The following is a 24,452-nucleotide window of genomic DNA, read 5'->3' on the forward strand; positions in this document are numbered from 1 at the left end:
ACGGGCCGTCGGTGCGCCGGGCGCGGAGGCTGCGGTGGTCGGCACGACCGTGCCGGTGGGGTCAGTCGTGGAACGTCTCGATCGACGCGCCGAGCGAGTTCAGGCGCTCCTGCAGCTGCTCGTACCCGCGGGCGATGATGCCCACGTTGCGGAGCACGCTCTCGCCCTTCGCCGCGAGCATCGCCAGCAGGATGACGACCGCCGGGCGGAGCGCCGGCGGGCAGCTGACCTCGGCGCCCGAGAAGTGCGTCGGCCCGGTGACGTCGAGCCGGTGCGGGTCGCGGAGGGTGACGCTCGCGCCGAGGCGGGTGAGGTCGAGCAGGTGGATGGCCCGGCCCTCGTACACCCAGTCGTGCACGAGGGTGGTGCCCTCGGCCATCGCCGCGATCACGACGAAGAACGGCAGGTTGTCGATGTTCAGACCGGGGAACGGCATCGCGTGGATCTTGTCGATCGGCGCGTGCAGCTCGGACGGGTGCACGGTGATGTCGACGAGGCGCGTGCGGCCGTTCGCCGCTGCGTACTCCTCGCTGACGTCGAAGCGCAGGCCCATCTCGGCCAGGGTCGCGAGCTCGATCTCGAGGAACTCGATCGGCGCCCGCGTGACGGTCAGGGTCGAGGACGTCACGATGCCGGCGGTCAGCAGGCTCATCGCCTCCACCGGGTCCTCGCTCGGCCAGTAGTCCACGACCTCGTCGATGCGGCTCCTGCCGGTGATGCGGAGTGTCGTCGTGCCGATGCCCTCGATCTGCACGCCGAGCAGCTCGAGGAAGAAGCAGAGGTCCTGCACCATGTAGTTGGGGCTGGCGTTCCGGATGGTGGTGACGCCGTCGCGGGCGGCCGCGGCGAGGATCGCGTTCTCGGTCACGGTGTCACCACGCTCAGTCAGGACGACGGACTTCGTCGGCACCTCGGTGTTCGCCACGTCGACCTCGTACCACCCGGAGGTCGCCTCGACGTCGACGCCGAAGGGGCGCAGCGCGATGAGGTGCGGCTCGACGGTGCGGGTGCCGAGGTCGCAGCCGCCCGCGTAGGGGAGGCGGAAGGAGCCGTAGCGGCCGCTCAGCGGACCGAGGAACATGAGGACGCTGCGCGTGCGGCGGGCTGCGTCGGCGTCGATGGCGTCGAGGTGCAGGTCGGCCGGCGCGACGATCTCGAGCGTCTCGCCGTCCTCCGACCACGTGACCGTCGCGCCGAGGCTGCGGAGCACGTCGATGATGCGGTCGACCTCGACGATGCGGGCCACGCGGTGCAGGCGGGTCACCCCGCGGTTGAGGAGCGAGGCGCAGAGCAGTGCGACGGCGGCGTTCTTGCTCGAGTTCACCGCGATCGACCCGCTGAGCTTCCGGCCGCCCTGCACGCGCAGGTGCGCCCGCTGCGGGGCGCCGCCGATCGAGACGATCTGCTGGTCGAGGGCGTCGCTGATCCGGGTCAGCATCTCGAGGGAGAGGTTCTGGCCGCCCTGCTCGATCCGGTTGATCGCGCTCTGGCTGGTGCCGACGCGCTCGGCGAGCTGGGACTGGGTCATGCTGCGGCCCTTGCGGGCACCGCGGATGAGGGCGCCGACCTCGCGGAGGGGCGCGGCGGCCGAGGTGGCGGCTGCCGGGTCGGCGGGCGTGACGACGGTGGTGGTGTCGGACATGGACGCCACGGTAACACGGTGGTGAGATAAAACAGCGTCCCGGACACGGCTTCCTCGCAGGTACGACCGCAGTTCAACTCATCCATGAGTTCCCGAGGCCTCGGCGAGCGTCGGTCTGCACACCGCCGCTAACGCGTCGGCCCGCCGCGCCGATAGGCACCGGTGCACACCCACGGACGGGTCTGCATCCCGCCCCACGGACGGCGGCGGGACGATCGAGAACCAGGACGGGCCATGATCGTCGTCACACGACTCAACGGCAGCGCATTCGCTGTCAACCCCGACCTCGTGGAGCGCATCCAGGAGACGCCGGACACGACGCTCATCATGGTCGACGGTGCGAAGTACATCGTGCGCGAGTCCATGGCCGAGGTCATCGACGCCGTGGCCGCCTACCGCGCCCGGATCGTCGGCATGGCCTACGGTGCCGAGCTCCCCGGGAACGCGACCGGCCCGCAGCCCACCCTCGCCCCGGTCGCCCCGCTGGTCGCGACCGGCCGTCGCGACGGTGCCCGCACGCTGGACGGGGGGCGCTGAGATGGACATCGCGACCATCGTCGGGATCCTGCTGGCCTTCGGCGCCCTGTTCGGCATGGCGCAGATGGAGCACGTCGAGATGGCGGGGCTCTTCCTGCCCGCCCCGATGCTCCTCGTGTTCGTCGCCACCATCGGCTGCGGCGTCGCGAGCACGACCATGAAGGACGCCCTCGCCGCGTTCAAGACGGTGCCCAAGGCGTTCACCGGTAAGGTCACCCCGCCCCAGACCGTCATCGACGACGTCGTCGGACTCGCCGAGACCGCGCGGTCGAACGGCCTGCTCGCCCTCGAGCAGGAGGCCGACAAGCACGACGACCCCTTCATGAAGAAGGCCCTGCAGAACATCGCCGACGGCACGGACGGCGACGAGCTGCGGATCCTGCTCGAGGACGAGATCGAGTCGAACGCCGCACCGATGCGGAGCGCCAGCGCGTTCTTCATGGGCCTCGGCGGCTTCGCCCCGACGGTGGGCATCATCGGCACGGTCGTCTCGCTGACGCACGTGCTCGCCAACCTCGGCAAGCCCGACGAGCTCGGTCCGCTCATCGCGAGCGCGTTCGTCGCGACGCTGTGGGGCCTCCTCACCGCGAACTTCCTCTGGCTGCCCTTCGGCGGGAAGCTCCGGAAGCTCGCGCAGCTCGAGGCGGACCGGCAGACGCTCCTCATGGAGGGCCTGCTCGCGGTCCAGGCCGGCAGCCAGCCCCGCCTGCTCGGTGAGCGCCTGACGGCCATGGTGCCGCCGGCGGCACGCGGTGCGGCCGGCAAGGCGGGCAAGGGCGCGAAGGCCAGCGTCGACGACCAGCAGCTGGCGGCCTGACCGTGAGCGCGAACCCCCGCGGCCGCGGACGCGGTCGGAAGAAGGGCGGTCACGACGAGGCCGAGCACCCCGACGAGCGATGGATGGCGTCGTACATGGACATGATCACGGTCCTGATGTGCATGTTCCTCGTGCTGTTCGCCATGTCGTCGGTGGACCAGGAGAAGTACATCGCGCTGAAGAACTCGCTCGCGACCGGCTTCGGCGAGGTCAAGTCCGAGAAGGTCGACACCGCGTCGGGCACGATCGTGTCGAAGTCCCAGGTCACCAAGGACGGCAAGGGGTACGCGACGGACAAGTCCGACGCCGACCACTCCACGGCGGCGTCGGGTGCCGAGGACACGAACGTCGACCCGGCGTCGACGGCGGTGCCCCCGGTCGCGACGAAGGCCGACCTCGCGGCGGCGCAGTCGGAGCTCGACGACCTGAAGGCGATCGAGGCGGCGATCCAGGGCAACCTGGACAAGGCCGGCGAGTCGTCGAAGGTGCAGTTCGCCGTGGACGACCGCGGGCTCACCGTCCGGCTCGTCGGCAGCGAGACGTACTTCGCCACGAACAGCGCCGACCTGTCCGACCAGGCGCGTCGCATCATGGACGCCATCGCGCCGGTCCTGAAGAGCAGCGCGCACGACGTGAGCGTCGAGGGCCATGCCGACCAGCGGAACTCGACCGCGCCCTACGCGACGAACTGGGAGCTCAGCGCAGCCCGGGCGACGGGCGTGCTCCGTGACCTGGTCGAGCGCGGCGGGATGCCCGCGGACCACGTGCAGAGCGTCGGCTTCGGGTCGAGCCGCCCGCTCGCCCGGGGCGTCAGCGACGCGGACAACACGCTCAACCGTCGGGTCGACATCGTCGTGCTGTCGAACCAGGACCAGGACGTGAGCGCCCTGATGCCGGCGCTGGCGAAGGCGCAGGACGGAGCACGACAGGGCTAGACCGCTCGCGGACAGGATCCGCACCACCCGATCCCACCCCGCCGCGCCGGGCGTCGGGGCGGTACCGGCACCCGTGTCGCCACCGCCCCAGTACGGGGTACAGCACTGACGGCCGATGCACGGCGGCCGACAGACGCACCCGTGACCGAGACCCTGCCCGCGCCCGAGGTGTACGACTTCGCGCGCCCGTCGACGCTCGCCCGCGAGCACGCACGGGTCCTCGAGCTCGCCTTCGAGACGTTCGCGCGCCAGTGGGGCACGCAGCTCACGGCCAAGGTGCGCGCCGTCAGCCAGGTCACGTGCGAGCAGGTCGAGCTCACGACGTACGACGAGTACGCCGCCTCCCTGCCCGCCCTGACCGGCATGGTGCTGCTGCCGATCGCGGAGACGGCACCGAAGGGCGTGCTGCAGGTCCCGCTCGACGCCGCGCTCACGTGGGTGTCGCACGCGCTCGGCGCGTCGAAGCCGCTGCCGACCCCGGAGCGCACCTTCACCCCCATCGAGCAGGCCCTCGTCCGCAAGATCGTCGAGGACGCCCTCGACGACCTCCGGTACTCGTTCGGCGGCCTCCTCGCGCACGACGTCACGACCGGTGGCTTCCAGTTCAACAGCCAGTTCGCCCAGGCCGCGCAGAAGGGCGACCTGATGATCGTGGCGTCCTTCTCGATCCGCGTCGGCGACCGCGTGGCGCCGGGCACGCTCGCGCTGCCCGCCGAGGCGGTGCTCCCGCAGCTCGGCGAGGACACCACGAGCGTCTCCGCCGCCGACGCGAAGGTCCTGCTCGACGCCCAGCTCGCGAACGTGCCCGTGGGCGTCAGCCTGCACTTCGCGCCGGCCGCCGTCCTGCCGACGCAGGTCCTCCGGCTCGCCGTCGGCGACGTCCTGCCGCTGCCGCACCCGCAGCACCGCCCCCTCACCATCGCGGTCGACGGCGAACCCGTCGGCACCGCCGCCGTCGGCGCGAACGGCTCGCGCCTCGCCGGCATCGTCGTCACCACCACCGATCCGGAGCAGCACGCATGAGCGCCACCACCACCCTCCACGCCACCGCGGCCGAGTCGCTCGCGGCGCAGCTCCCGACGGCCGCCCCGCTGACCGCCGTCCTCCTGCCGGGAGGCGCGGCTCCCGTCGCCCTCGAGGCCGCGGTGGACGGCGTGGTCGCCTCGTTCGTCGGCGGGCTCTCCGCGGACCTCGCGCTGGTCCTCACCGACCTCGCCGCGGTCGTCGCCGCCGGTGGTGCCGATGCCGCCCTGGTCGACGTGACCGACGTGCTCCGTCCGTCGCTCGAGGCCGCCGCCGGCGTGCTCGGCGTCGGCGTGCTCGGCGATGCCCGGCGGGAGTCCGCCGCGTCCCTGTTCGCCGACCCCGAGACGGTGGTCTTCGAGCTCACCGCCGGCGGCGTCGCCGGGGGCTGGTTCGGCATCCGGGTCCGCGAGAACGGCACCGTGTCGGCACCGGCGGTCGCGGGCGCGCTGCCCACCGGCAACCTCGGCCGGATCAACAACGTCGAGATGACCCTGACGGTCGAGATCGGGCGCACCCGGATGTCGGTCCGCGACGTCCTCGGCATGGAGCCCGGCGCCGTCGTCGAGCTCGACCGGAGCGCCGGCGCCCCCGCGGACGTCCTGCTGAACGGCCGGCTCATCGCGCACGGCGAGGTCGTCGTCGTCGACCAGGACTACGCGGTCCGCATCACCAAGATCCTCGACGTCGCCGAGACGGTCTGATCCGTGGACACCCTCTGGATGGCCCTCCGGGTCGCCGTCTCGCTCGGCGTCGTGCTCGCCCTGATGTGGGTGCTGCACCGTCGCGCGACGAAGGGCGGCCTCGGGGCCGCGGCGAAGGGCCGCGGTCGTCGGTCCGCCGCGGTCGAGGTCGTCGGTCGCCAGGGCATCGGCGGCAAGGCCAGCGTCGTCGTCGTGGACGTCGAGGGCGAGCGCCTCGTGCTCGGCGTCTCCGAGCAGAGCGTCTCCTTGCTGCGGAGCGGTCCGACCCCGGCCCCCGAGCTCAGCATCGTCACCGGTCCGGTCGTCCTGCCGACCGTCGCGCCCGTCCGACCCGTCGCACCTGTCGCACCCGAGCCCGCACCGGCGGCCCCGTCCGCCGACCGGTTCCGTGCGGAACTGGAGCGGCAGGACCGTGCCGCCACGGTCCTCCCGGCCGACACGGCGACGCCGTTGCCCATGCGGCCCCGCGGATCGGCCCGTCGACCGGGCCGGACCGTCGTGCCCACCGCGCAGCAGCTGCAGGGCTCCGTCCTGTCCGCGGACACGTGGCGGCAGGCCGCGGCCGCGCTCCGGGGCCGGCGGGCCGGGTGACGGCCGCGCTGCGGACCGGCCGCACCCTCACCCTCGTCGTCCTCGGGCTGGCGATGGTCGCCGGCTTCCTGCTCCTCACCGCCGGCGGTGCGCACGCCGCCGGCGTGACCGCGCCGACTGCACCCGCGACGCCCACGGCCCCGACGAACGGCGACTTCAGCGTCAGCGTGAACGGCCCCGACGGCGCGCCGTCGTCCGCGATCGTGACCCTGCTCGGCATCACGCTGCTGAGCGTCGCCCCGGCCCTGCTGCTCATGATGACGTCGTTCACGAAGATCTTCGTCGTGCTGGCGATGACCCGGAACGCCCTCGGCCTGCAGGGCATCCCGCCGAACCAGGTGATCGCGGGACTGGCGCTCTTCCTGTCGCTCTTCGTGATGGCACCGGTCCTCGGGCACATCAACGACGACGCCCTGCAGCCCTACCTGGCGGGGCACATCGACTTCGCGAAGGCCGTCGAGATCGGCACGAAGCCGCTGCGGGCGTTCATGCTCCACCAGACGCGCGAGGAGGACGTCGCGCTCATCACCCGCGCCGCCGGTCAGGCGAACCCGAAGGACCTGGACGCCGTCCCGATGACCACCGTCATCCCCGCGTTCGTCATCTCCGAGCTGCGGAGCGCCTTCATCATCGGGTTCGTCATCTTCATCCCGTTCCTCGTGATCGACCTCGTCGTCTCCGCGGCGCTGATGTCGATGGGCATGATGATGCTCCCGCCGGTGATGATCTCGCTGCCGTTCAAGATCCTGCTGTTCGTCCTCGTCGACGGGTGGGGGCTCATCATCACGTCCCTCATCGAGAGCTACCAGGTGGTGCGCTGATGAACCAGCAGGCGGTCATCGACCTCACCCTCCAGGCGCTCCTGGTGTCGGCGAAGCTCGCCGCGCCGGTGCTCGTCACGTCGCTCGTCGTCGGCTTCGCGATCTCGCTGTTCCAGTCGGTCACGCAGATCCAGGAGGTCACGCTCTCGTTCGTGCCGAAGGCCGTCGCCGTCGCGATCGCGCTCGTGGTCTGCGGCAACTGGATGATCGCGGAGATGGTGGCGTTCACGCACGTCGCCTTCGACATGATCCCGAAGCTGCTGGGGACCTAGCCGTGGACCTCGTCATCGACGCGGACCGGATCGAGGCCACGATGCTCACCGGCGTGCGCCTCGTCGCGTTCTTCGTGATCGCGCCGCCGTTCGCGTACAAGGCGTTCCCCGGCACCGTGAAGATCATCCTCGGGCTCGGCCTGGCGATCGGCGTCGCGCCCCGCGTCGGGCTCGGGTACACGTCGCTCGACACGGCGGGCTTCCTGCTCGCCCTGCTCACCCAGCTCGTCGTCGGGCTCGGCCTCGGCTTCCTCGTCTACCTGGTGTTCGCGGCGGTGCAGTCCGCGGGCGGGCTCGTCGACCTGTTCGGCGGCTTCACCCTCGCGCAGGCGTACGACCCGCAGTCGCAGGTCAACGGTGCGCAGTTCACCCGCCTGTTCCAGATGGCCTCGCTCGCGCTCCTGTTCGCCAGCGGCGGCTACCAGCTCATCGTCGCCGGGCTCGTGCGGTCGTTCGACGCCGTGCCCCTCGTCACCGCCGACGGCAGCCCGGGCACCTTCGCGCTCGGCGGCTTCGCGTCCGTGCTGGTCGCGGCGGCGGGGCAGATGTTCCTGTCCGCGCTGCAGATCGCCGGACCGCTCGTCGTGGTGCTCTTCCTCGCCGACGTCGGGCTCGGTCTGCTCACCCGTGTCGCCCCCGCGCTGAACGCATTCCAGATGGGCTTCCCGATCAAGATCGGGCTGACCGTGGTGTTCGCCGGTGCGCTCTTCATGGCACTCCCGGCCGTCGTGTCCTCGCTCACGGGCGACGCGGTGGCCGCGATCACCGGGCGGGGGTGAGGCGACGTGTCCGACGGTGGCAGCGGCGAGCGGTCCGAGCAGGCGACCCAGCAGCGCATGCGCGAGGTGCACCGCAAGGGGCAGCTCGGCCGGTCGCAGGACCTCAGCGCCTGGATCGGCATCGCGATGGCGGCGCTCGTCATGCCCGCGACGATCGGCAGTGCCGCCGGCGCGGGGGAGCAGCAGCTCCGCGTGGTCCAGCGGGTGATCGCCGACCCGACGGTGCCCGCCGTGCGCGAGGCCCTCGCCGACGCACTGGCCTCGATCGGCGGGACGATCGGCCCGATGCTCGCCGTCGTCGCGGTGGCCGTCGCGGCGGTCTCGGTCGCGCAGGGCGGCGTGCACTTCCGACGGATGGCCCCCCAGCCCGATCACTTCGACCCCGTGGCCGGCGTGAAGCGCGTGTTCGGGGTGCAAGCGCTCTGGAACGGCGTGAAGGCCCTGCTGAAGACCGCGGTCGTCGGCCTCGTGCTCTGGTTCGCCGTGCAGTCGCTCGTCCCGGTCCTCATGTCGAGCGGATCCCTGCCGCTGTCGTCCGTGCTCGACGCGGCGAAGGGGGGCGCCGGCACCCTGCTCCGCGCCGCCGTCGCGGCCGGTCTGCTGCTCGCCGCGATCGACGTGCTCGTGGTCGTGCGGCGCAACCGCAAGCGCACGATGATGACGAAGCAGGAGGTCAAGGACGAGTCGAAGCGGACCGACGGCGACCCGCTCGTGAAGTCCCAGCGACGCTCCCGGCAGCTCGCGATGAGCCGCAACCGGATGGTCGCGGCGATCGGTGACGCCGACGTCGTGATGACGAACCCGACGCACTTCGCCGTCGCGCTCCGGTACGAGCCCGGGAAGTCGGCTCCCCGCGTCACGGCGAAGGGCGCCGGTCCGGTCGCCGACGTCATCCGTGCGAAGGCCGAGGAGTGCCGGGTGCCCATCGTCCGCGACGTCCCGCTCACCCGTGCGCTGCACGCCGCGTGCGACCTCGGCCAGGAGGTCCCGGTCGACCTCTACACGCCCGTCGCCCGCGTCCTGTCCTTCGTGATGACCCTCAAGGCCCGCGGTGCCGCGTCCGGCACGCACGCGGCCCCGCGCCCGACGACGCCCGACGAGGTCGCCACCGTGCTCGACCCCGCCACGCTCAGCGGCGACGCCCGCCCGCGGCGCCTCCGCGCACCCCGTCCCACCGACCGTTCCACCAGCCCGTCCACCGAAGGGGCACCCGCATGAACCGCAAGGACCTCCCCAAGCTCGCCGTCCCGGTCTTCATCGTCGGCATCGTCCTGCTGCTGATCCTGCCGGTGCCGTCGTTCCTGCTCGACGTGCTCATCATCCTGAACATCCTGCTGGCGCTGGTGATCCTCCTCACGACGCTGTTCGTGAAGAAGCCGCTCGACTTCTCGGTGTTCCCGTCGCTGCTGCTCGTCGCGACGCTCTTCCGCCTCGGCCTCAACGTGGCGTCGACCCGCCTGGTGCTCGGCGAGGGCTTCGCGGGCGACGTCATCCAGGCGTTCGGGCACGTCGCCGTGTCGGGGTCGATCATCATCGGCTCGGTCGTCTTCCTCATCCTCGTCGTCATCCAGTTCGTCGTCGTCACGAAGGGCGCCGAGCGCGTGGCCGAGGTCGGCGCCCGCTTCACCCTCGACGCGATGCCCGGCAAGCAGATGGCGATCGACGCCGACCTCAACGCCGGGCTCATCACCGACGCCGAGGCCAAGGAGCGTCGCGCGGCGGTCTCCGCCGAGGCCGACTTCTACGGCGCGATGGACGGTGCGTCGAAGTTCGTCAAGGGTGACGCCATCGCCGGCATCCTCATCCTGGTCATCAACATGCTCGGCGGCGTCGCCATCGGGATGCTGCAGAACGGGCTCTCGATCACCGACGCGCTGTCGAAGTACGGCATCCTGACGATCGGCGACGGGCTCGTGTCGCAGATCCCCGCGCTCCTCATGGCGGTGTCGACCGGCATGATCGTCACGCGGTCCGGCGCGGAGACCGAGATCGGTGCCTCCGCGACGACGCAGCTCACGCAGTCGCGGAACGCGCTGACGATCGCCGGTGTCGCCGCGATCGCGATGGGCTTCATCCCGGGCATGCCGATCGTGCCGTTCCTGCTCATCGGCGCCGGGCTCCTGTTCGCCGGGTGGCGGCTGTCGCGGCAGGCGAAGGAGCGGGAGGCCGCCGCCGCACAGCAGCAGGCCCTCGAGGCCGCCGCGCCCTCGTCGGACTCGCCGGAGGACCTCCTCGAGCAGATGCGCGTGCACGCCCTCGAGATCCTGCTCGCGCCCGACCTCGTCGACATGGTGTCCGGCTCGTCCGACGACCTCCTCGGCCGGGTCCGCGCGCTCCGGCGGAAGATCGCGGTCGACATGGGCATCGTCGTGCCGCCCGTCCGCACCCGGGACAGCATCGAGCTCCCGCCGTCGACCTACGCGATCCGCATCGCCGGCGTCGAGGCCGGTCGGGGCACCGCACCGGCCCGGAGCGTCCTGGCGCTCGGCGACCAGCTCGACGGGCTCCCCGGCGCCGTCACCGTCGAGCCGGTGTTCGGCCTCGCCGGCAAGTGGGTGCCCGCCGAGCTCCGGCACGCCGCGGAGATGACCGGCGCGACCGTCATCGACCGCGTCTCCGTGCTCGTCACGCACCTGCAGGCCGTGATCGGCGACAACGCCGCCCGGCTGCTCACGCGCGAGGACGTCAAGGTGCTCACCGAGGGCGTCAAGCAGGTCAACCCCGCGGCGGTCGAGGAGCTCGTGCCCGGCATGCTCTCCCTCGCCGAGGTCCAGCGTGTCCTGCAGGGGCTGCTCGTCGAGCGCGTGCCGATCAACGACCTCGGCCGCATCTGCGAGGCGCTGACGCTCCGCGCGAAGGTCTCCACCGACCCGGAGGGCCTCGTCGAGGCCGCCCGTGCCGCCCTCGGTCCGGCGCTGCCCGCGCGGCACGCCGAGGCCGGGACGCTGCGGGTCATCATGATCGACCCGCTGCTCGAGCAGGCCATGCTCGAGGGACTCCGCCCCTCCGAGCAGGGCAGCCAGATCGTGCTCGACGCGCACCGCATCGAGCAGGTGCTCGGCTCGCTCCGCGACGCCGTCCGCAGCGTCGAGGAGCAGGGCCTGTCCGCCGTCCTCGTCTGCGCGCCGCAGCTCCGCCCCGCCGTGCACCGGATGGTGTCGGCGCAGGCGAACGGGCTGCCCGTGCTGTCGTACCAAGAGGCCACCGCTGCGGGCTCCACCATCGAGACCGTGGGGGTGGTCCGTGCCGCCGATCCGATCGCTGCGTGAGGGCCCGACGCTCGAGGCGGTGCGCGACGCCGTCCGGGCCGAGTTCGGTGCCGGCGCCCGCATCGTCTCCGCCGAGCGCGTCACGTCGCCCGGCATCGGCGGGATGTTCCGGCGGTCGCACGTCGAGGCCGTCGTCGAGGTCCCGGACCCGCTCGACCCGCCGACCGCCCGCGTCGCCATCGCGGACGGGCCGGTCGTGCGCGTCGGGATCGCGGCGCTCCTCGCCGACGCCGAGGCCGCCGAGGCGCGGATCGCCGCGGGCGACGGCACGGCGACGACGCGGGCCGACGCGTTCGCGTCGGTGCTCGACGGCTTCGCGGCGGACGGGATCACGACGAGCGCCCCGCGCCCCGACCGGGCCGTCGCCGACGCGGGCCGGGTCGACGGGGGTGGGTCGCGCCTCCAGGACGGGACGGAGCTGCCGGGAGGCGCGGTGCCGGTCACCGCGCCCGTGACGGACGTGCCGGTGGTCACCGCCCTGCCGCCGGTGCTGCCCGTCCCGCCGGTCCCGACGGCGCTCCCGGTGCAGGCGGTCCCGACGGCGCTCCCGGTGCCGGCCGTGCTCCCGCTGCCGGCCGTGCTCTCCGCGGACGGCGACCTCGTCCTGCTGGTGGGACGGCCGACGGACGTCGACGCGGCGGCCGGCGTCTTCGCCGGACGCCACGGCCTGCGACCGACCGACGCCGCGGACCGGCGGTCGGGCATCCTCGCGCGCGCCGACGGGGTCCGGAACGGCCACGCGCTGCTCGGGGTCGCCGCGTGGGACGACGCGGCCACGACGGAGGGACTCGCGGCCGACCAGGTGTGGGTCGTCGTCGACGTCGGACGGAAGCCCGAGGACACGCGGAGCATGGTCGCCGCGGTCGCCGCGAGGACCACGGTCGCCGGTGTCGTCGCGATCGGGGCGGGGGAGACCGCCACGCCGGAGTCGGTGCACCTGATGGGGGTGCCCGTCCTGTCGCTAGGCTGACGGGGTGCTGGTACTCACGCGGAAGGTCGGCGAGCGGATCCTCGTCGGTGACGACATCGTCATCACGGTGCTCGACAGCCGCGGCGACGGCGTCCGGATCGGCATCGACGCACCGCGCGGGGTGAAGATCCAGCGCGAGGAGGTCGTCCGCGCCGTGATCGAGGCGAACGCCGAGGCCGCTGCGGCCGCCGCGAGCGGTACCGGGTCGGTCGGAGCGGACGACGCCGAGGCGCGCCTGCGTGCCGCGCTCGGCGAGCGTCGGCGCCGCGACGACGCCTGATCCGGGCTACCGCAGACCGATCGCCGCCCAGGCGGCGAGGCCCGCCCAGCAGATGCTCGTGAGCGTGCCGACGATGAACCGTTCCCGCGCCTCCGCCGAGTCGAGTTCGCTGAAGCGCCCGAGGCCCTTGACCGCGATCACCGCGGCGACGATCTCGAGTCGACCGACGAGCACGGCACCGACGACCGCGAAGCGTTCGAGGAAGCCGATCGCGGCACCGCCGCGGAGCACCTCGGGGCGGCGGCGCGCGACGGCCGGCTCGTCGGCACGCGAGACGAGGATGCCGCCGTGCGGACCGCGTTCGACCCCGTCGCGGACCGCCAGGGTCAGGACGGCCCCGGTGACGGCACTGCCCGCGAGCACCCCGACGGCCGCGACGGCGGTGACGGCGAGCACGCGGACGGCCGTCGTGGGGGCGGCGGGGACGAGCTCGAGCAGGTGCCCGCCGAGCACGACGACGACGGCGACGAGCGCCGGGACGGCCCGGACGAGCGGGGGCACGCGGTGCACGACGCTGAAGACGGCGACGACGAACAGGACGACCGACCCGACGATCCAGGGCGTCATGCCGGCAGGTCCGCTTCGGCGAGCAGGCGCACGAGGGCCGCGTGGACGGCGTCGTCCGAGCGGAGGTCCGCGGCGGTCCACCGCTTCGCGACCGCCTGCGGGGTGATCCCGAGCAGCCGGGCGGCCTCGGTCCGCGAGTGGCCGTCGCGCACGAGGTCGGCCAGCTCCCAGCCCTCGGGGGACCGGCGCTCGCGCGCCCGGACGGTCTGGGCGACGAGCGGCTCGACGTCGGCCGTGCGGAGGCGCCGGTCACCGGCCACCTCGAGCGCCACGTGCTCGGGGACCTCCTTCGCACGCTCGACCGCGTCGCGCGCCCGGACGAAGGCCTCGCCCCGGGCCGCCCGCGTGGACTCCGGGAGCGGTTCCTCGACGTCGCCGATGCCGACGCCGACGCTCCAGCCGCCCGCACGCGACAGGGCGAGGACGACGTCGAGCGCGGCGGCCGCGTCGTCGAGCAGGAACTGGAACTCGTCGCCCGCCGTGCGTTCGGGTGCGAGGACGAACCGGTCGCCGACGGCGTCGCGGACCGACCGCATCGCCGTCTCGACGCGGTCGTCGCCCGAGCGACTCCCCACCTGGTCCACCGTCACCGCGTACACATCGCCTCCGCCGTCAACCCTACAAGGTTGATTCCGGCGGTATCAACCCTCCGGGGTTGATCACGGCCGCGGCTTCTTCTCCTGCTCGGGCAGCCGTCCCGCTGCTGCCTCGGCCGCGAACCAGGCGGCGGCCTCCTCCTGCCGGGCACGCTCCTCGCCGAGGGCGATCGGCGCGCGGACGTGCTCCGGGGCGTAGCCGAACGACTCGACGAGCTGCGGCACGACCGGACGGATCCGGGCGACGAGGCGGTCGACGTACGCCGAGACCGCACGGGCTCGCTGCGCCGTGAGCCGACCGTGCAGGAGGTGCCAGTCGAGGTGCTGCTCGAGCAGCCCGAGGGCGAACAGGTCACGGAGCCAGACCAGGACACGGCGGGTGTCCCCGGGGGCGACCGACTCGATGGCCTCGGTGAAGGCGTCCCACTGCATGAGCTCGGCGTGCGCCTTCGCGGCCTCGATGAGCTCGTGCTGGGAGCGGTTCAGCAGCTTCGCGGCGCGGGCGCGGTCCTTGCCCGCCGAGGCCAGGCGCATGCCGATCTCGGCGACCATCGTGTCGACACGGCCGGCGAGCAGGGCGCGCTGCGTGCGCGGGTCCTGCAGGTCGGTGACGCTCGCCGCGAGGGACCCGCGGTCGGCGACGGTCTGCCCGAGTCGTCGCAGGCCGGACGCGTCCGCGAGCTTCGACGCGGCCTGGGCGGCCACGAACCGCGCGGTGGACGTGGCGTCTCGCGGGGCCCGGGCGCGGAAGTCGGTGAGCAGTCGCTTCCCGACCAGCTGCAGCAGGATCGTGTTGTCGCCCTCGAAGGTCACGTAGACGTCGAGGTCCGCGCGCAGCCCGGTCAGGCGGTTCTCGGCGAGGAAGCCGGCCCCGCCGCAGGCCTCGCGGCACTCCTGCAGGGTGTCGAGCGCCGACCAGGTCGACATCGACTTGAACGCCGCCGCCTGGGTCTCGAGGTCCTCGCGGCGCTCCGGTGTGTCCTTCCGTCCGCTGAAGACGTCGTCGAAGGTGTGCAGGAGCTGCTCGTGCGCGAACGACTGCGCGAACACCGTGGCCAGGCGCGGGATCAGCCGACGCTGGTGGCGCCCGTAGTCGAGCAGGACGCCCTCGTCACCGCCACCGGTCGGGAACTGCCGACGCTCCGCGGCGTACGTCAGCGCGATCTGCAGCGCGAGCTTCTGCGCGACGACCGCGGCACCGTCGAGCGACACCCGCCCCTGCACGAGCGTGCCGAGCATGGTGAAGAACCGACGACCGGGCGAGGCGATCGGCGAGCTGTACGTGCCGTCCTCGGCGACGTCGCCGTAGCGGTTCAGCAGGTTCGTCCGGGGAACCCGCACGTGGTCGAACCACAGGCGGCCGTTGTCGATGCCGTTCAGGCCGCCCTTGACGCCGTCGTCCTCGCCGCCGACGCCGGGCAGGAACGCACCCGCGTCGTCGCGCAGGGGGACGTAGAACGCGTGCACGCCGTGGTCGACGCCCTGCGTGACGAGCTTCGCGAACACGACGGCCGCCCGGCCGTGCAGTGCGGCGTTGCCGATGTAGTCCTTCCACGCGCCGCGGAACGGCGTGTGGACCACGAACTCCTGCGTCGCCGCGTCGTAGGTGGCGGTCGTGGCGATGCTCTGGACGTCCGAGCCGTGCCCGGTCTCGGTCATCGCGAAGCAGCCGGGCACGTCGAACCGGATGATGCCGGGCAGGAACTCCCGGTGGTTGCGCTCGGTGCCGAGGTGGTGGACGGCGGAGCCGAACAGGCCCCACTGCACGCCCGCCTTGATCTGCAGCGAGGGGTCCGCCGTCGTCAGCTCCTCGAACGCCGCGAGGTTGCCGCCGTGGTTCTCCTGACCGCCGAACTCGGTCGGGTACGGCCGCTGGATGGCCCCCGCGTCGACGAGCACGCGGAGCTGCTCGAGCGTGCGGGCGCGGTGCTCGGGGACCGGCTGGCCCTCGATCTTGTGCAGGCCCGGGTCGAGGGTGAGCCGACGGGAGATCCGGCGGTCCTCCGCCCAGCGTCCGAGCAGGAGTTCGCCGAGCAGCGTCGTGTCGATGCGGACGTCGGTGTCCGTCGCGCCGACCGGGGTACCCGCCGCCGGGTCGCCGGTGGCGTCGGCGTCGGGGGCCTCGGCCGCGGGCGTCGAGGTGAGGTGTGCGGGAGCGGTGTCGACCATGGGGGAGCCTTCCTGGACTGCGCTGACCGTGTTGCACTCCACACGCTAGGCACTGCGACCGTGTGTTCGTCGAACGCCGTGCGGGTGCACAAGCGGGACCGACGGACCCCGACCACGGTCGTGGGAACCCTCCAAGACCCGCCGGAGCCGGGTTGTGCGGACTCCGACCCGATTGGCCCGTCGGCGGTGGGTCGGGGCACGATGGAGGGATGTCCCGCACCACCCCGGCGAGCGCTCCGGCGCAGCCACGCACCTTCTTCGGGCAGCCCTTCGAGCTGTCGACGCCCTTCGCGGTGGAGCTCTGGGAGCGGTTCTCGTTCTACGGGATGCAGGGCATCGTCCTCATCTACATGTACTACACCGTCACGCGCGGCGGGCTCGGCATCGACGAGGGCATCGCGAACGGCATCATGGGCGCGTACGGCGGGGCCGTCTACCTCTTCACGATCATCGGGGCCTGGGTCGCCGACCGGTTGATCGGTGCCGACCGGACCCTGTTCGGCAGCGCCGTCGTGGTCATGGCCGGGCACATCGCGCTCGCGCTCATCCCGGGCGTGACCGGGGTCGGGGTCGGGCTCGTGCTCATCGCCCTCGGGTCCGGCGGGCTCAAGGCCACCGCGACGACGATCGTCGGCGGCCTCTACAGCCGGGACGACCCCCGACGCGATGCCGGCTTCTCGCTCTACTACCTCGGCGTCAACCTCGGCGCGTTCGCCGGCCCCCTCCTCACCGGCCTGCTGCAGTCGACGCTCGGGTTCCACTTCGGCTTCGGCCTCGCCGCGGTCGGCATGGCCGCCGGCCTCGTGCAGTACGGCATCCGCCGCCGGAAGCTGCCCGAGTCGGTGCGGCACGTCACGAACCCGGTCGACCGTCGTCGCCTGCCGCTCGTCGGCGGACTCGTCGTCGTCGCCCTCGCGGTGGTCGTCGCAGCCGTGCTGACCGGACTGCTGAACGTCGGCAACCTGCCGACCGTGGTGGTCGCCGTCGTCGTGGTCGCGACCATCGCCTACTTCGTCGTGATCCTCACCAGCGGCATCACCGCCGACGAGCGCTCCCGCGTGCTCGCGTTCATCCCCCTGTTCATCGCGAGCGCGGTCTTCTGGTCGCTCTACCAGCAGCAGTTCACCGTCGTGACGCAGTACTCCGACCAGCGCCTGGACCGGTCCCTCGGCGGGTGGGAGATGCCCGTGTCCTGGGTGCAGTCGATCAACCCGGTGTTCATCATCGTGCTCTCCGGAGTGGCCGCGGCGATCTGGACCAAGCTCGGCGACCGCCAGCCGTCGACCCCGACGAAGTTCGCGCTCGGCACCGGCATCATGGGCATCGCGTTCCTGCTGTTCCTGCCCTTCACCGGCACCGGCGAGAACGGCACGCCGCTGCTCGCCCTCGTCGCGATCCTGCTCGTCTTCACGATCGCCGAGCTCCTGCTCTCCCCGGTCGGGCAGTCCGTGGCGACGAAGCTCGCGCCGCCGCGCTTCCAGACGCAGATGGTGGCGCTGTTCTTCCTCTCGGTCTCGCTCGGCACCGCGGCGACCGGGGTGCTCTCGCAGTACTACTCGCCCACGAACGAGGCGCCCTACTTCACGGTGCTCGGCCTCGTCGCGGTCGCGGTCGGCGTCGTCCTGCTGCTCTGCGCGAAGCCCGTGCTGCGGCTCATGCGCGGCATCCGCTGACGGCTCGTCGTGTCCCGGTGCCGGAGGCGTGATCCGGTAACCTGGACACCGGCCAGGACGGCCACCGCCACACCGGCCCCGGAACGCAAGGAGTCACAATGCTCGAACTCATCGCAGGCATCATCATCGGCGTCGGCGTGCTCGGCGGCGTGGGCCTCTGCATGGCGGTCGCCGCCATGCTCAAGAGCGGCAACGAGGAGTACTAGGCCTCGTCCACCGCTGCCGGTTCGACCGGCACCAACTGACGACCCAGGACGGTCGCGCGCTCGAAGGGGCCGCGGCCGTCCTGCGTGTACGCGGGCTCGTCGAAGGCGACGGTCCACGTGCGCTGCAGGCCGCCGAGCTGCACGCCGCCGGGTGCCACGATCACCCCGATCGGTTCGTCCGCCCACTGCTCGCCGCCGTGCTCGAGGGTGACGACCTGCACCAGGGCGCCGATGCCGAGCCCGCCGGAGTCGTCGGGGCGGGGGTCGGGGGAGCGTCGTCCGAACACGCGCCCACCGTACCGTGCCCCGCCGCCGATGCGCCCCGCCGGGCGCGCGAGCGGGCAGGACACGCCGCGCGCGTCACGCCGGGCGGGCGTTCCCTGTCGCCAGGCTGCGCCGAGCGTGACGGATCCTGCCCGCTCGCCGGGACTCGCCGTGGCACCGGCGACGCGACGGACGGGAGGCGCCGGACGGGCTGGCACCGCCCCTCCCGACCGGCGAGTGGGCAGGACGCGCCGCGGCCGGTCCGGCGGGTGGGCGGGACACGCCGCGGCCGGTCCGCCGAGTGGGCGTTCCCTGTCGCCAGGGTGCGCCGAGCGTGACGGATGCTGCCCGCTGGCCGCCGCGGTTCGTCGACTCGCCGCGTGCGTGGCGCGGGGGTCTCAGGAACGGGACGGTCCGGCGCCGACATGCCGGAATCGTGGAACCTCGGCGCTGGCATGTGGACGCGGCGGACGGGAGGCTCGTGGCGGGAGCGCGCCGCGCCTCCCGTCCCGCCGACGGTCGCGCTCACCGCCGCGCGACTCCTCGGGGTTCCAGGACTCGCCGCGTGCAGGACGCCGGGGTCGCAGGACTGCGTCCGGCGCGCCTCGAGATGCCGCAATTGCGGAACCTCGGACTCGCCGCCGGCCGCGCCGCGCCGCCCTACGCCCGGGCGATCTCCGTGATCGACGAGTGGCCCGTCTCGGGGTGCTTCCGCATCGACAGCAGGCGCTCCATCGACGGCTCGAGCGCGGTGACCTTGTCGAGCGGGGCACTCACCACGAGCTGGAACCCGAGCCGGAGCCACGCCGTCACGGCACGCCCCGCGAACTCCGAGTCCGCCTTGATGAACGCCTCGTCGAGGAACACCGGCGCGAAGCGGGGCCGCGGCCGGGTCTCGTCGCCGAGCTGGTAGCGGAGCGCCGCCCCGACGATGAACGCCACGAGCTCCTGCGTCTCCCCGCCGGACTTGTCGCCGAGCGACGAGTACACACCGAGGTCGTTGCCCTCGGTGTCGTAGCGGACCGCGGTGATCTCCATGTGCCGCCGGACGTCGAGCACGGCGTCGCGCTGGGTGGTGCGTCCGCGGGCGGCGCCGGGCTCGGGCCGGATGACGGCCATGAAGCGCCGGAGCCGGCGGAACCGGGTCTCGAGCACGTCGTCGGTGAGCTCGGTGTCGACCGAGGCCGAGAGCGCCCGGAGCTCCCGGCGGAAGGCGGTGACGTCCTCGCGGGTGACCCGGCGGATCTGGATCTTCAGGCGGTCCCGGTTCGCCCCGAAGGGCAGCTCGCGGAGGATCTCGTTGACCGGTTCGAGCCGCTCCTCGATCTCGACGACCGCCCGGTCGAAGGCACCGGCGAGCGGCACGAGGTCCTCGCCGCTCCACTGCGACAGCCGACGACGCCACTCGCTGCGGCGTGCGTGGAGGCCCGTCGCGACGATCTGGTCGAGGATGGCGGCGTAGTCCGGGTACGAGGCGACCCCGGTGCCGAGGTTCGGGTCGGGCCACGCGTCCTGGTAGCGCTGGAACGTCAGCGTGAGCGCGGTGGACGCCGCCGCGGCGCCGTCGAGTGCCTGCGCGAGCCGTTCCTCGAGCCGTCGGCGCAGCCGGCGGGTGGCGTCGTCGAAGCCGTCGATGCCGTCGGGCGCGCCGACCTCCGCGAACGTCTCGGTGAGCAGCCGCGACTGCTCGGCGTCCGGCAGCGACTCCGGGGTGTCCTCGAAGCGCGCCAGGATCTCGGCCGCGGCGTCCTGCCCGTCGACGAGCACGGCGTGGCGCTCCTCGAGCCGGGTGACGCTGAGCCGTGCGGCCGCGCGGCGGTCGGCCGCCTCGTCGAGGGAGCGACGGAGCCGGGCGACGGACTCGCGCAGGGTGCGGAGGCCGTCGTCGGCGGCGAGCAGCGCCTGGCGCTCGGCGTCGAGCCGGGCGAGGGACTCCTCGATGCCGACGACGTCGATGCCGTCCCACGTCGTGTCGACCACGTGCTGGTGTGCGGCGCGCAGGGCGTCGAGCGCGGCGATGTCCTGGGCGACGTCGGTGCGGCGGGCCTCGAGCGTCGTCAGGTCCTGTGCGATCGCGGCGAGCTCCTGCTCGACGGACGCGACCCGGGCCTCGTTGGTGAAGCCGATGACGTTCGACTGCCGCCGGTCACCGTGCGCTCCGCGACGCCCGTCGCGGAGCTGGCCCGACAGCGTCACCCGACGACCCTCGCCGCCGAGCTCGGCGGCCGATGCGACGCACCGGGCGTCGATCCGGTCGGACTCGATGCGTTCGCGCACCCAGGTGCTGAACGGCGAGTCCTTGACCGCGAGCTTGCCGGACACCATCGCGGGGTCGCCGTCGAGGTCGAGGTGCGGCCCCGTCGGCACGCCCTCGAACTGCACCCGCACGGGCAGCTGGAGCGAGTCGATCGCGGCGCTGAAGGCCGAGAGCTGGTCGGCGTCGACGAGCAGCGTGCGGGCCACCGGGGCCAGGACGGACTCGATCGCGGTGCGCCACTGCTCCTCGGCGGGCAGCACGTCGAGGAGCTCGGCGACGAAGGGCAGTGACTCCGGGGCGATCCCGGCGGCCCGGGCCATCGCGAGCCGGGCCTCGTGCATCGGAAGCGGCATGGCGCCCTGCCGGTGCTCGAGCGACCGGCGCTCCTGCCGGAGGGTCCGCTCGCGGTCGAGGAGGGGGTACTCCTCGCGGGTCAGGGCGTCGCGCCGGTCGTCCAGCTCGGAACGGGCCGCGACGTACGCCCCGAGGAACCCGTGCGACGCGCCCTGCGCCCGCGTGAAGTCGGCCTCGGTGGCGAGCGACAGGTCGAGCGTCGCCGTGCGTTCGTCGAAGGTCCGACGTGCCCGTGCCACGACGTCCCGCTCGCGCGTGCGGCGGTCGATCCGGTCCTCGAGCTGGGCGAGCGCGTTGCCGCCCTGGTCGCGGAGTCGTCCCTCGGCCTCCCGGAGCTCGACCTCCAGTGCGCCGTGGCGTGCCTCGGTCGCGGCGACGTCGGCGCGCGCGGCTGTCCGCTCCCGGCCGTTCCGCTCGACCTCGGCGTCGAGCAGCGCGCGCTTCCGCGAGGCGGTCCAGTGCGCGAACGGCGACACCTCGGCACCCGTGGCGATGCCGTCGAGGGCGTCGGCGGCCGCCTTCGCGCGGGCGATCTCGTCGTGCAGTCCGACGATGGGCGAGAGGATGCGCACCTTGCGCTCCTCGGTGTCCATCGCCTCGTACGCCTCGTCGAGCGCGGAGAAGTGCGCGAGTGCCCGGTCGGCGGCCTCGTACGTACCGGGGGTCTCGAGCACGAGCGACTTGTACAGCGCGTCGACGGTGGGCAGGTGCTGCCCCGCCTGGATGCGGGCGAGCAGCCGCATCGCCCGGTTGCCGCCACCCGAGTCACCGATGCCGAGCCGCGTCTGCAGCGTGTACGCGAGCTCCTGGTAGGTGTCGCGCACGACGAGCCCCGGCACCCGGCCGGTCAGCTCGAGGTGGTGGAACCGCGACGGCACGAACTCCTCGAGCCGGCGCAGGTCGAAGGTGTCGTCGACGGTCGCCATCGTCATCTGGATGTCGCCGACGCCGCGCGCCCGCTTCGGGACGAGGTAGGCGCGGAGCACGGTGAAGCGCCGCTCGTCGTCGTTGCGGAAGGTCACCGCGACCGCGCCCCACGTGGTCTGGTCGTCGCCGCGGAGGTTCACGTCGCGCAGTGCACCGGTCTCGGGGTCGCGACGGGTGTCGACCTTGCCCCGCAGGTACGTCAGCAGGTTGCGCTGGTCGGCACTCCGGGCGCGGCCGGTCGTCGCGTCGTTCGAGGCACCGTTGAAGGGCACGTCCGACGGCATCATGACGGCGAGGTAGGCGTCCATGAGCGTCGACTTGCCGGTGCCCGACGCGCCCGAGATGAGGGTCGCGGTGCCGGACAGCTCGACGTGCCGGTGGCCGTGGAAGCCGCCCCAGTTGACGACCTGCATCGACTCCGCGCGCCACTGCGCGACGGTGTCGAAGAGCGCGGGGGTGACGGAGCCGTCGATCGCGGTGTCGGTCATGCGTCCGTCTCGCCTTCGTCGTCGGTGTCGGTCGGGTCGGCCGGGAGGCCCGGGTCGCCGCCGTCGGTCGGCTCGCCACGGTCGGTGGTCGCGCTGGTCAGCCAGCGGTCGAGTTCGCGGAGCTGCTCGAGGGGGAGCAGCACCTCGACGACGCTCGCGACGCGGAAGCGGTCGGGGTCGGTGGTGCGGATGAGGATCCGGGCCGTGACGAGGCGCTCGACGGCCTTCGCGACCCGGGCCTCGTCGCGGGTGCGGTCGGTGGTCGCGGGGAGGAAGCCGGACACGTGCCCGAGGATCTCCGACCGGTCGACGACGACCTGGTCGAGGCCGGGACGGGTGTCGGCCCGCAATCGCATGCGCAGCCAGACGAGGACGATCGTCTCCTCGCGGGTGTACGGCACGTCGCGCAGCAGGGTCGGGAACGCGCGGCGCTGGCTCTCCGAGCGGGCCTGGCGCTTCCACGCGACCTCGCGGTCGCCGTCGACGTGCAGCTCGAGGAACAGGTCGTTGAGCCGCGACCGGAGCTGGTGCTCGCCGTCGGTGATCGCGCGCCACTCGTCGGCGTGCGTCCGCGCACTGACGTAGGTGTGACGCAGGAGCGCGACCAGGGCACGCCGCTGCGGTTCGTCGAGCCGGCCCTCGTCGCCCTCGAAGAGGGCGAAGCTGGTCTCGTCGCGCTCCTCGCGCTCGTCGTCCACGTCGTCCGTCCGGAACCCGTCCGCGGGGACCGCGTCGATGGTGTCGGGGTCCGTCTCGTCGACGGGAGCCGGCGTCGTGTCGCTCACCGTGCCTCCAGGCCGTTGTCGTCGTCGTGCTGGTCGTCCGGCCGCGCGGGGGTCAGTGCGGCGACCGGCATGTGGAAGGTGACCGTCTCGCCGTCGGGACGCACCGTGCGGTGCGGCACGACGTGCGCGGCCGTCTCGAAGTCGTCGTTGCCGGTGAGCAGGTGCGCGAGGCCGAAGAGCTCGACGGGCCGGCGCTGCTCCGGCGGCAGGGCGTGGAACGCCGACGCACTGTCCGAGGCGCTGCCGAGCGCCGCTCGGAGCTCGGCGAGCAGCGGGCCACCGTGGCGACGGAGCGACTCGACGTCGAGCTCCTCGAAGACGTCGTCGTCGGGCTCCTCGATCGGCGGCGGCACCGTGTCGTTGTCGGGGTCGTGGAGCCGCTCGCGGAGCGTGCCGACCTCGGCGGTGGCGGGCAGCAGGCCGAGCGGCACGCGGTCGCGGGCGGTCCCGGAGTCGATCCAGGCCGCCAGCCCGCGGTTCACCGACCGGAGGACGGCCTCGAGCTCGCGGTCGCGGACGACGTCGTGCGCGACGATCTGGTCGCGGAGGGTCGCGGTGAGCTGACGGCGCTGGGCCAGGACGTCCTCGATGCCCTGGCGGAGGATGCTCACCGTGTTCCGGAACGCCCGCCGCTCGCCCGCGGCGAGGGACTCGGCGAACGGGTGCGCGAGGATCACGGCGATGTCGTCGCGGAGTCGCACGAGCAGGGCGTCGTCGCGCAGCAGCTCGAAGGCCCCCTCGAAGGCGCGGCCCTCGGGCGTGGCCTGCATGAGGTCGTCGGTGCGGGCGAGGTAGTCGTCGAGGATCTCGCCGATCGGCCGGACCTCCTGCCGGAAGTCCTCGACGATGGAGCGGTGCATGGTCGCGACCGCCTCCTCGACGCGCTTGAAGTCGCTCGGGAGCTGGCGGATGAGGTCCGAGATGTTCGTGTAGCCATCGCGCATCCGGGCGTCGTCGACGGCCTCGACGACCTCGCCGCGCACCAGTCGGTCACGCTCGGCCTGCAGCTCGGCGATCTGCGCGTCGAGCCGTCGCACCTGCACCTCGGGGTCGGGTTCGGCGCGGGCGGCCCACCGGTGCACCGCGTCGACGATCATCGCCAGGCGGCTCTCGCTGATCAGGGCGCGGTCGGCGCTCAGGGCGTCGACGAGGCTCAGGGCCTCGAGGGCGTGGCTCGTCAGCGAGTACTGCTCGTCGCCGTCGGGGGAGTTCGAGCGGACGAGCCACTGCGCCGCGACCCAGTCCCGGCAGAGCGCGCGGCCGTTCGGACGCGCGTCGACGTCCCCCTCGGCCTGGTCGCTCGCCGGGACCCGGGCACCCGTGGCCTGCAGCCGGGCGACGTGCTCCTCGACCTGCAGGTGCATCCGGTCCGCGGGGACGTACTGCACGTCGCGGTCGAACACCGTCCGGAACACGGCGATGACGGCGGCGCTCGTGGGACGGGACATTAGCCGGAGGGTCGGGCGGTCGAGCACCGCGCGCACGCGGGAAAACTCGAGGTCGACGTCGGTCATGGGTCCTTGGGT

22 protein-coding genes are annotated in these 24,452 nt (G+C 72.9%); 14 read left to right on the forward strand and 8 right to left on the reverse strand.

Going from position 1 to position 24,452, the window contains the following annotated elements:
• Positions 1-61 precede the first annotated feature (61 nt).
• Positions 62-1,642 carry a UDP-N-acetylglucosamine 1-carboxyvinyltransferase gene (locus tag AB0N84_RS09515; protein WP_363545577.1) on the reverse strand — a complete coding sequence of 527 codons (1,581 nt, stop codon included), beginning with the start codon at positions 1,640-1,642 and terminating at the stop codon, positions 62-64.
• Positions 1,643-1,876: 234 nt separating this feature from the next.
• Here AB0N84_RS09515 and AB0N84_RS09520 point away from each other — a divergent pair, with 234 nt between their 5' ends.
• The 13 genes from AB0N84_RS09520 (at position 1,877) to csrA (ending at position 12,640) form a co-directional block, all read left to right on the forward strand.
• Positions 1,877-2,179 carry a flagellar FlbD family protein gene (locus AB0N84_RS09520; protein WP_182048046.1) on the forward strand — a complete coding sequence of 101 codons (303 nt, stop codon included), beginning with the start codon at positions 1,877-1,879 and terminating at the stop codon, positions 2,177-2,179.
• Between the two features lies 1 nt (position 2,180).
• Complete coding sequence (locus AB0N84_RS09525; protein WP_069710953.1) at positions 2,181-2,996, forward strand: MotA/TolQ/ExbB proton channel family protein; 816 nt, start codon at positions 2,181-2,183, stop codon at positions 2,994-2,996.
• A gap of 2 nt (positions 2,997-2,998) precedes the next feature.
• The gene (locus tag AB0N84_RS09530) at positions 2,999-3,931 is read left to right on the forward strand and encodes a flagellar motor protein MotB (protein WP_182048045.1); all 933 of its coding nucleotides are present in this window, start codon (positions 2,999-3,001) and stop codon (positions 3,929-3,931) included.
• A 141-nt stretch (positions 3,932-4,072) separates the two neighbouring features.
• Positions 4,073-4,954, forward strand: a complete 882-nt coding sequence (locus AB0N84_RS09535; RefSeq protein WP_182048044.1) for a flagellar motor switch protein FliM — start codon at positions 4,073-4,075, stop codon at positions 4,952-4,954.
• Complete coding sequence (fliN, locus tag AB0N84_RS09540) at positions 4,951-5,658, forward strand: flagellar motor switch protein FliN (protein ID WP_069710950.1); 708 nt, start codon at positions 4,951-4,953, stop codon at positions 5,656-5,658. The genes AB0N84_RS09535 and fliN overlap by 4 nt, the downstream gene beginning before the upstream one ends.
• 3 nt (positions 5,659-5,661) lie before the next feature.
• Positions 5,662-6,249 carry a flagellar biosynthetic protein FliO gene (locus tag AB0N84_RS09545; protein ID WP_363545583.1) on the forward strand — a complete coding sequence of 196 codons (588 nt, stop codon included), beginning with the start codon at positions 5,662-5,664 and terminating at the stop codon, positions 6,247-6,249.
• 53 nt (positions 6,250-6,302) lie between these two features.
• Complete coding sequence (gene fliP, locus AB0N84_RS09550) at positions 6,303-7,070, forward strand: flagellar type III secretion system pore protein FliP (RefSeq protein ID WP_363545764.1); 768 nt, start codon at positions 6,303-6,305, stop codon at positions 7,068-7,070.
• Positions 7,070-7,342 carry a flagellar biosynthetic protein FliQ gene (locus AB0N84_RS09555; protein ID WP_069710948.1) on the forward strand — a complete coding sequence of 91 codons (273 nt, stop codon included), beginning with the start codon at positions 7,070-7,072 and terminating at the stop codon, positions 7,340-7,342. The genes fliP and AB0N84_RS09555 overlap by 1 nt, the downstream gene beginning before the upstream one ends.
• A gap of 2 nt (positions 7,343-7,344) precedes the next feature.
• A complete protein-coding gene (locus AB0N84_RS09560; protein ID WP_069710947.1) occupies positions 7,345-8,121 on the forward strand; it encodes a flagellar biosynthetic protein FliR in 777 nt (258 codons plus the stop codon).
• Between the two features lie 6 nt (positions 8,122-8,127).
• Complete coding sequence (locus AB0N84_RS09565) at positions 8,128-9,339, forward strand: EscU/YscU/HrcU family type III secretion system export apparatus switch protein (RefSeq protein WP_182048042.1); 1,212 nt, start codon at positions 8,128-8,130, stop codon at positions 9,337-9,339.
• A complete protein-coding gene (locus AB0N84_RS09570) occupies positions 9,336-11,390 on the forward strand; it encodes a flagellar biosynthesis protein FlhA (RefSeq protein ID WP_363545588.1) in 2,055 nt (684 codons plus the stop codon). Before AB0N84_RS09565 ends, AB0N84_RS09570 begins: the two co-directional genes overlap by 4 nt.
• A complete protein-coding gene (locus AB0N84_RS09575) occupies positions 11,365-12,360 on the forward strand; it encodes a hypothetical protein (RefSeq protein WP_363545591.1) in 996 nt (331 codons plus the stop codon). The genes AB0N84_RS09570 and AB0N84_RS09575 overlap by 26 nt, the downstream gene beginning before the upstream one ends.
• Before the next feature lie 4 nt (positions 12,361-12,364).
• On the forward strand, positions 12,365-12,640 hold the full coding sequence (csrA, locus tag AB0N84_RS09580; RefSeq protein WP_069710943.1) for a carbon storage regulator CsrA: 276 nt from the start codon (positions 12,365-12,367) through the stop codon (positions 12,638-12,640).
• A gap of 6 nt (positions 12,641-12,646) precedes the next feature.
• Here csrA and AB0N84_RS09585 read toward each other — a convergent pair whose 3' ends face one another.
• The 3 genes from AB0N84_RS09585 to AB0N84_RS09595 form a co-directional block, all read right to left on the reverse strand.
• Entirely contained in the window at positions 12,647-13,207 is a 561-nt protein-coding gene (locus AB0N84_RS09585; protein WP_069710942.1) for a hypothetical protein, read from the reverse strand.
• Positions 13,204-13,782: a DNA-binding protein gene (locus AB0N84_RS09590; RefSeq protein WP_363545595.1), complete on the reverse strand. Its 579-nt coding sequence runs from the start codon at positions 13,780-13,782 to the stop codon at positions 13,204-13,206. Before AB0N84_RS09590 ends, AB0N84_RS09585 begins: the two co-directional genes overlap by 4 nt.
• A gap of 84 nt (positions 13,783-13,866) precedes the next feature.
• Positions 13,867-15,972 carry an acyl-CoA dehydrogenase gene (locus AB0N84_RS09595; RefSeq protein ID WP_363545598.1) on the reverse strand — a complete coding sequence of 702 codons (2,106 nt, stop codon included), beginning with the start codon at positions 15,970-15,972 and terminating at the stop codon, positions 13,867-13,869.
• Positions 15,973-16,181: 209 nt separating this feature from the next.
• On the opposite strand from AB0N84_RS09595, the gene AB0N84_RS09600 reads away from it, so the two are divergent.
• The gene (locus tag AB0N84_RS09600) at positions 16,182-17,645 is read left to right on the forward strand and encodes an oligopeptide:H+ symporter (RefSeq protein WP_363545600.1); all 1,464 of its coding nucleotides are present in this window, start codon (positions 16,182-16,184) and stop codon (positions 17,643-17,645) included.
• Positions 17,646-17,847: 202 nt separating this feature from the next.
• On the opposite strand, the gene AB0N84_RS09605 is transcribed toward AB0N84_RS09600, so the two are convergent.
• The 4 genes from AB0N84_RS09605 to AB0N84_RS09620 form a co-directional block, all read right to left on the reverse strand.
• Complete coding sequence (locus AB0N84_RS09605; protein ID WP_363545603.1) at positions 17,848-18,138, reverse strand: hypothetical protein; 291 nt, start codon at positions 18,136-18,138, stop codon at positions 17,848-17,850.
• A gap of 637 nt (positions 18,139-18,775) precedes the next feature.
• Positions 18,776-22,141 carry an SbcC/MukB-like Walker B domain-containing protein gene (locus tag AB0N84_RS09610; RefSeq protein ID WP_363545606.1) on the reverse strand — a complete coding sequence of 1,122 codons (3,366 nt, stop codon included), beginning with the start codon at positions 22,139-22,141 and terminating at the stop codon, positions 18,776-18,778.
• A complete protein-coding gene (locus AB0N84_RS09615) occupies positions 22,138-22,926 on the reverse strand; it encodes a DUF4194 domain-containing protein (RefSeq protein ID WP_363545609.1) in 789 nt (262 codons plus the stop codon). The genes AB0N84_RS09610 and AB0N84_RS09615 overlap by 4 nt, the downstream gene beginning before the upstream one ends.
• The gene (locus AB0N84_RS09620) at positions 22,923-24,440 is read right to left on the reverse strand and encodes a DUF3375 domain-containing protein (protein WP_363545612.1); all 1,518 of its coding nucleotides are present in this window, start codon (positions 24,438-24,440) and stop codon (positions 22,923-22,925) included. Before AB0N84_RS09620 ends, AB0N84_RS09615 begins: the two co-directional genes overlap by 4 nt.
• Between the last annotated feature and the right edge of the window lie 12 nt (positions 24,441-24,452).

The organism is Curtobacterium sp. NPDC089185 (genome assembly GCF_040685235.1).
Classification (GTDB): Bacteria; Actinomycetota; Actinomycetes; order Actinomycetales; family Microbacteriaceae; genus Curtobacterium; species Curtobacterium citri.

Coding starts and splice junctions, on each gene's coding strand:
- AB0N84_RS09595 (WP_363545598.1), bottom strand. CDS start 15,972: ATGGTCGACACCGCTCCCGCACACCTCACCTCGACGCCCGCGGCCGAG.
- AB0N84_RS09585 (WP_069710942.1), bottom strand. CDS start 13,207: ATGACGCCCTGGATCGTCGGGTCGGTCGTCCTGTTCGTCGTCGCCGTC.
- AB0N84_RS09570 (WP_363545588.1), top strand. CDS start 9,336: ATGAACCGCAAGGACCTCCCCAAGCTCGCCGTCCCGGTCTTCATCGTC.
- fliP (WP_363545764.1), top strand. CDS start 6,303: ATGGTCGCCGGCTTCCTGCTCCTCACCGCCGGCGGTGCGCACGCCGCC.
- AB0N84_RS09610 (WP_363545606.1), bottom strand. CDS start 22,141: ATGACCGACACCGCGATCGACGGCTCCGTCACCCCCGCGCTCTTCGAC.
- AB0N84_RS09520 (WP_182048046.1), top strand. CDS start 1,877: ATGATCGTCGTCACACGACTCAACGGCAGCGCATTCGCTGTCAACCCC.
- AB0N84_RS09515 (WP_363545577.1), bottom strand. CDS start 1,642: ATGTCCGACACCACCACCGTCGTCACGCCCGCCGACCCGGCAGCCGCC.
- AB0N84_RS09525 (WP_069710953.1), top strand. CDS start 2,181: ATGGACATCGCGACCATCGTCGGGATCCTGCTGGCCTTCGGCGCCCTG.
- fliN (WP_069710950.1), top strand. CDS start 4,951: ATGAGCGCCACCACCACCCTCCACGCCACCGCGGCCGAGTCGCTCGCG.
- AB0N84_RS09555 (WP_069710948.1), top strand. CDS start 7,070: ATGAACCAGCAGGCGGTCATCGACCTCACCCTCCAGGCGCTCCTGGTG.
- AB0N84_RS09600 (WP_363545600.1), top strand. CDS start 16,182: ATGTCCCGCACCACCCCGGCGAGCGCTCCGGCGCAGCCACGCACCTTC.
- AB0N84_RS09620 (WP_363545612.1), bottom strand. CDS start 24,440: ATGACCGACGTCGACCTCGAGTTTTCCCGCGTGCGCGCGGTGCTCGAC.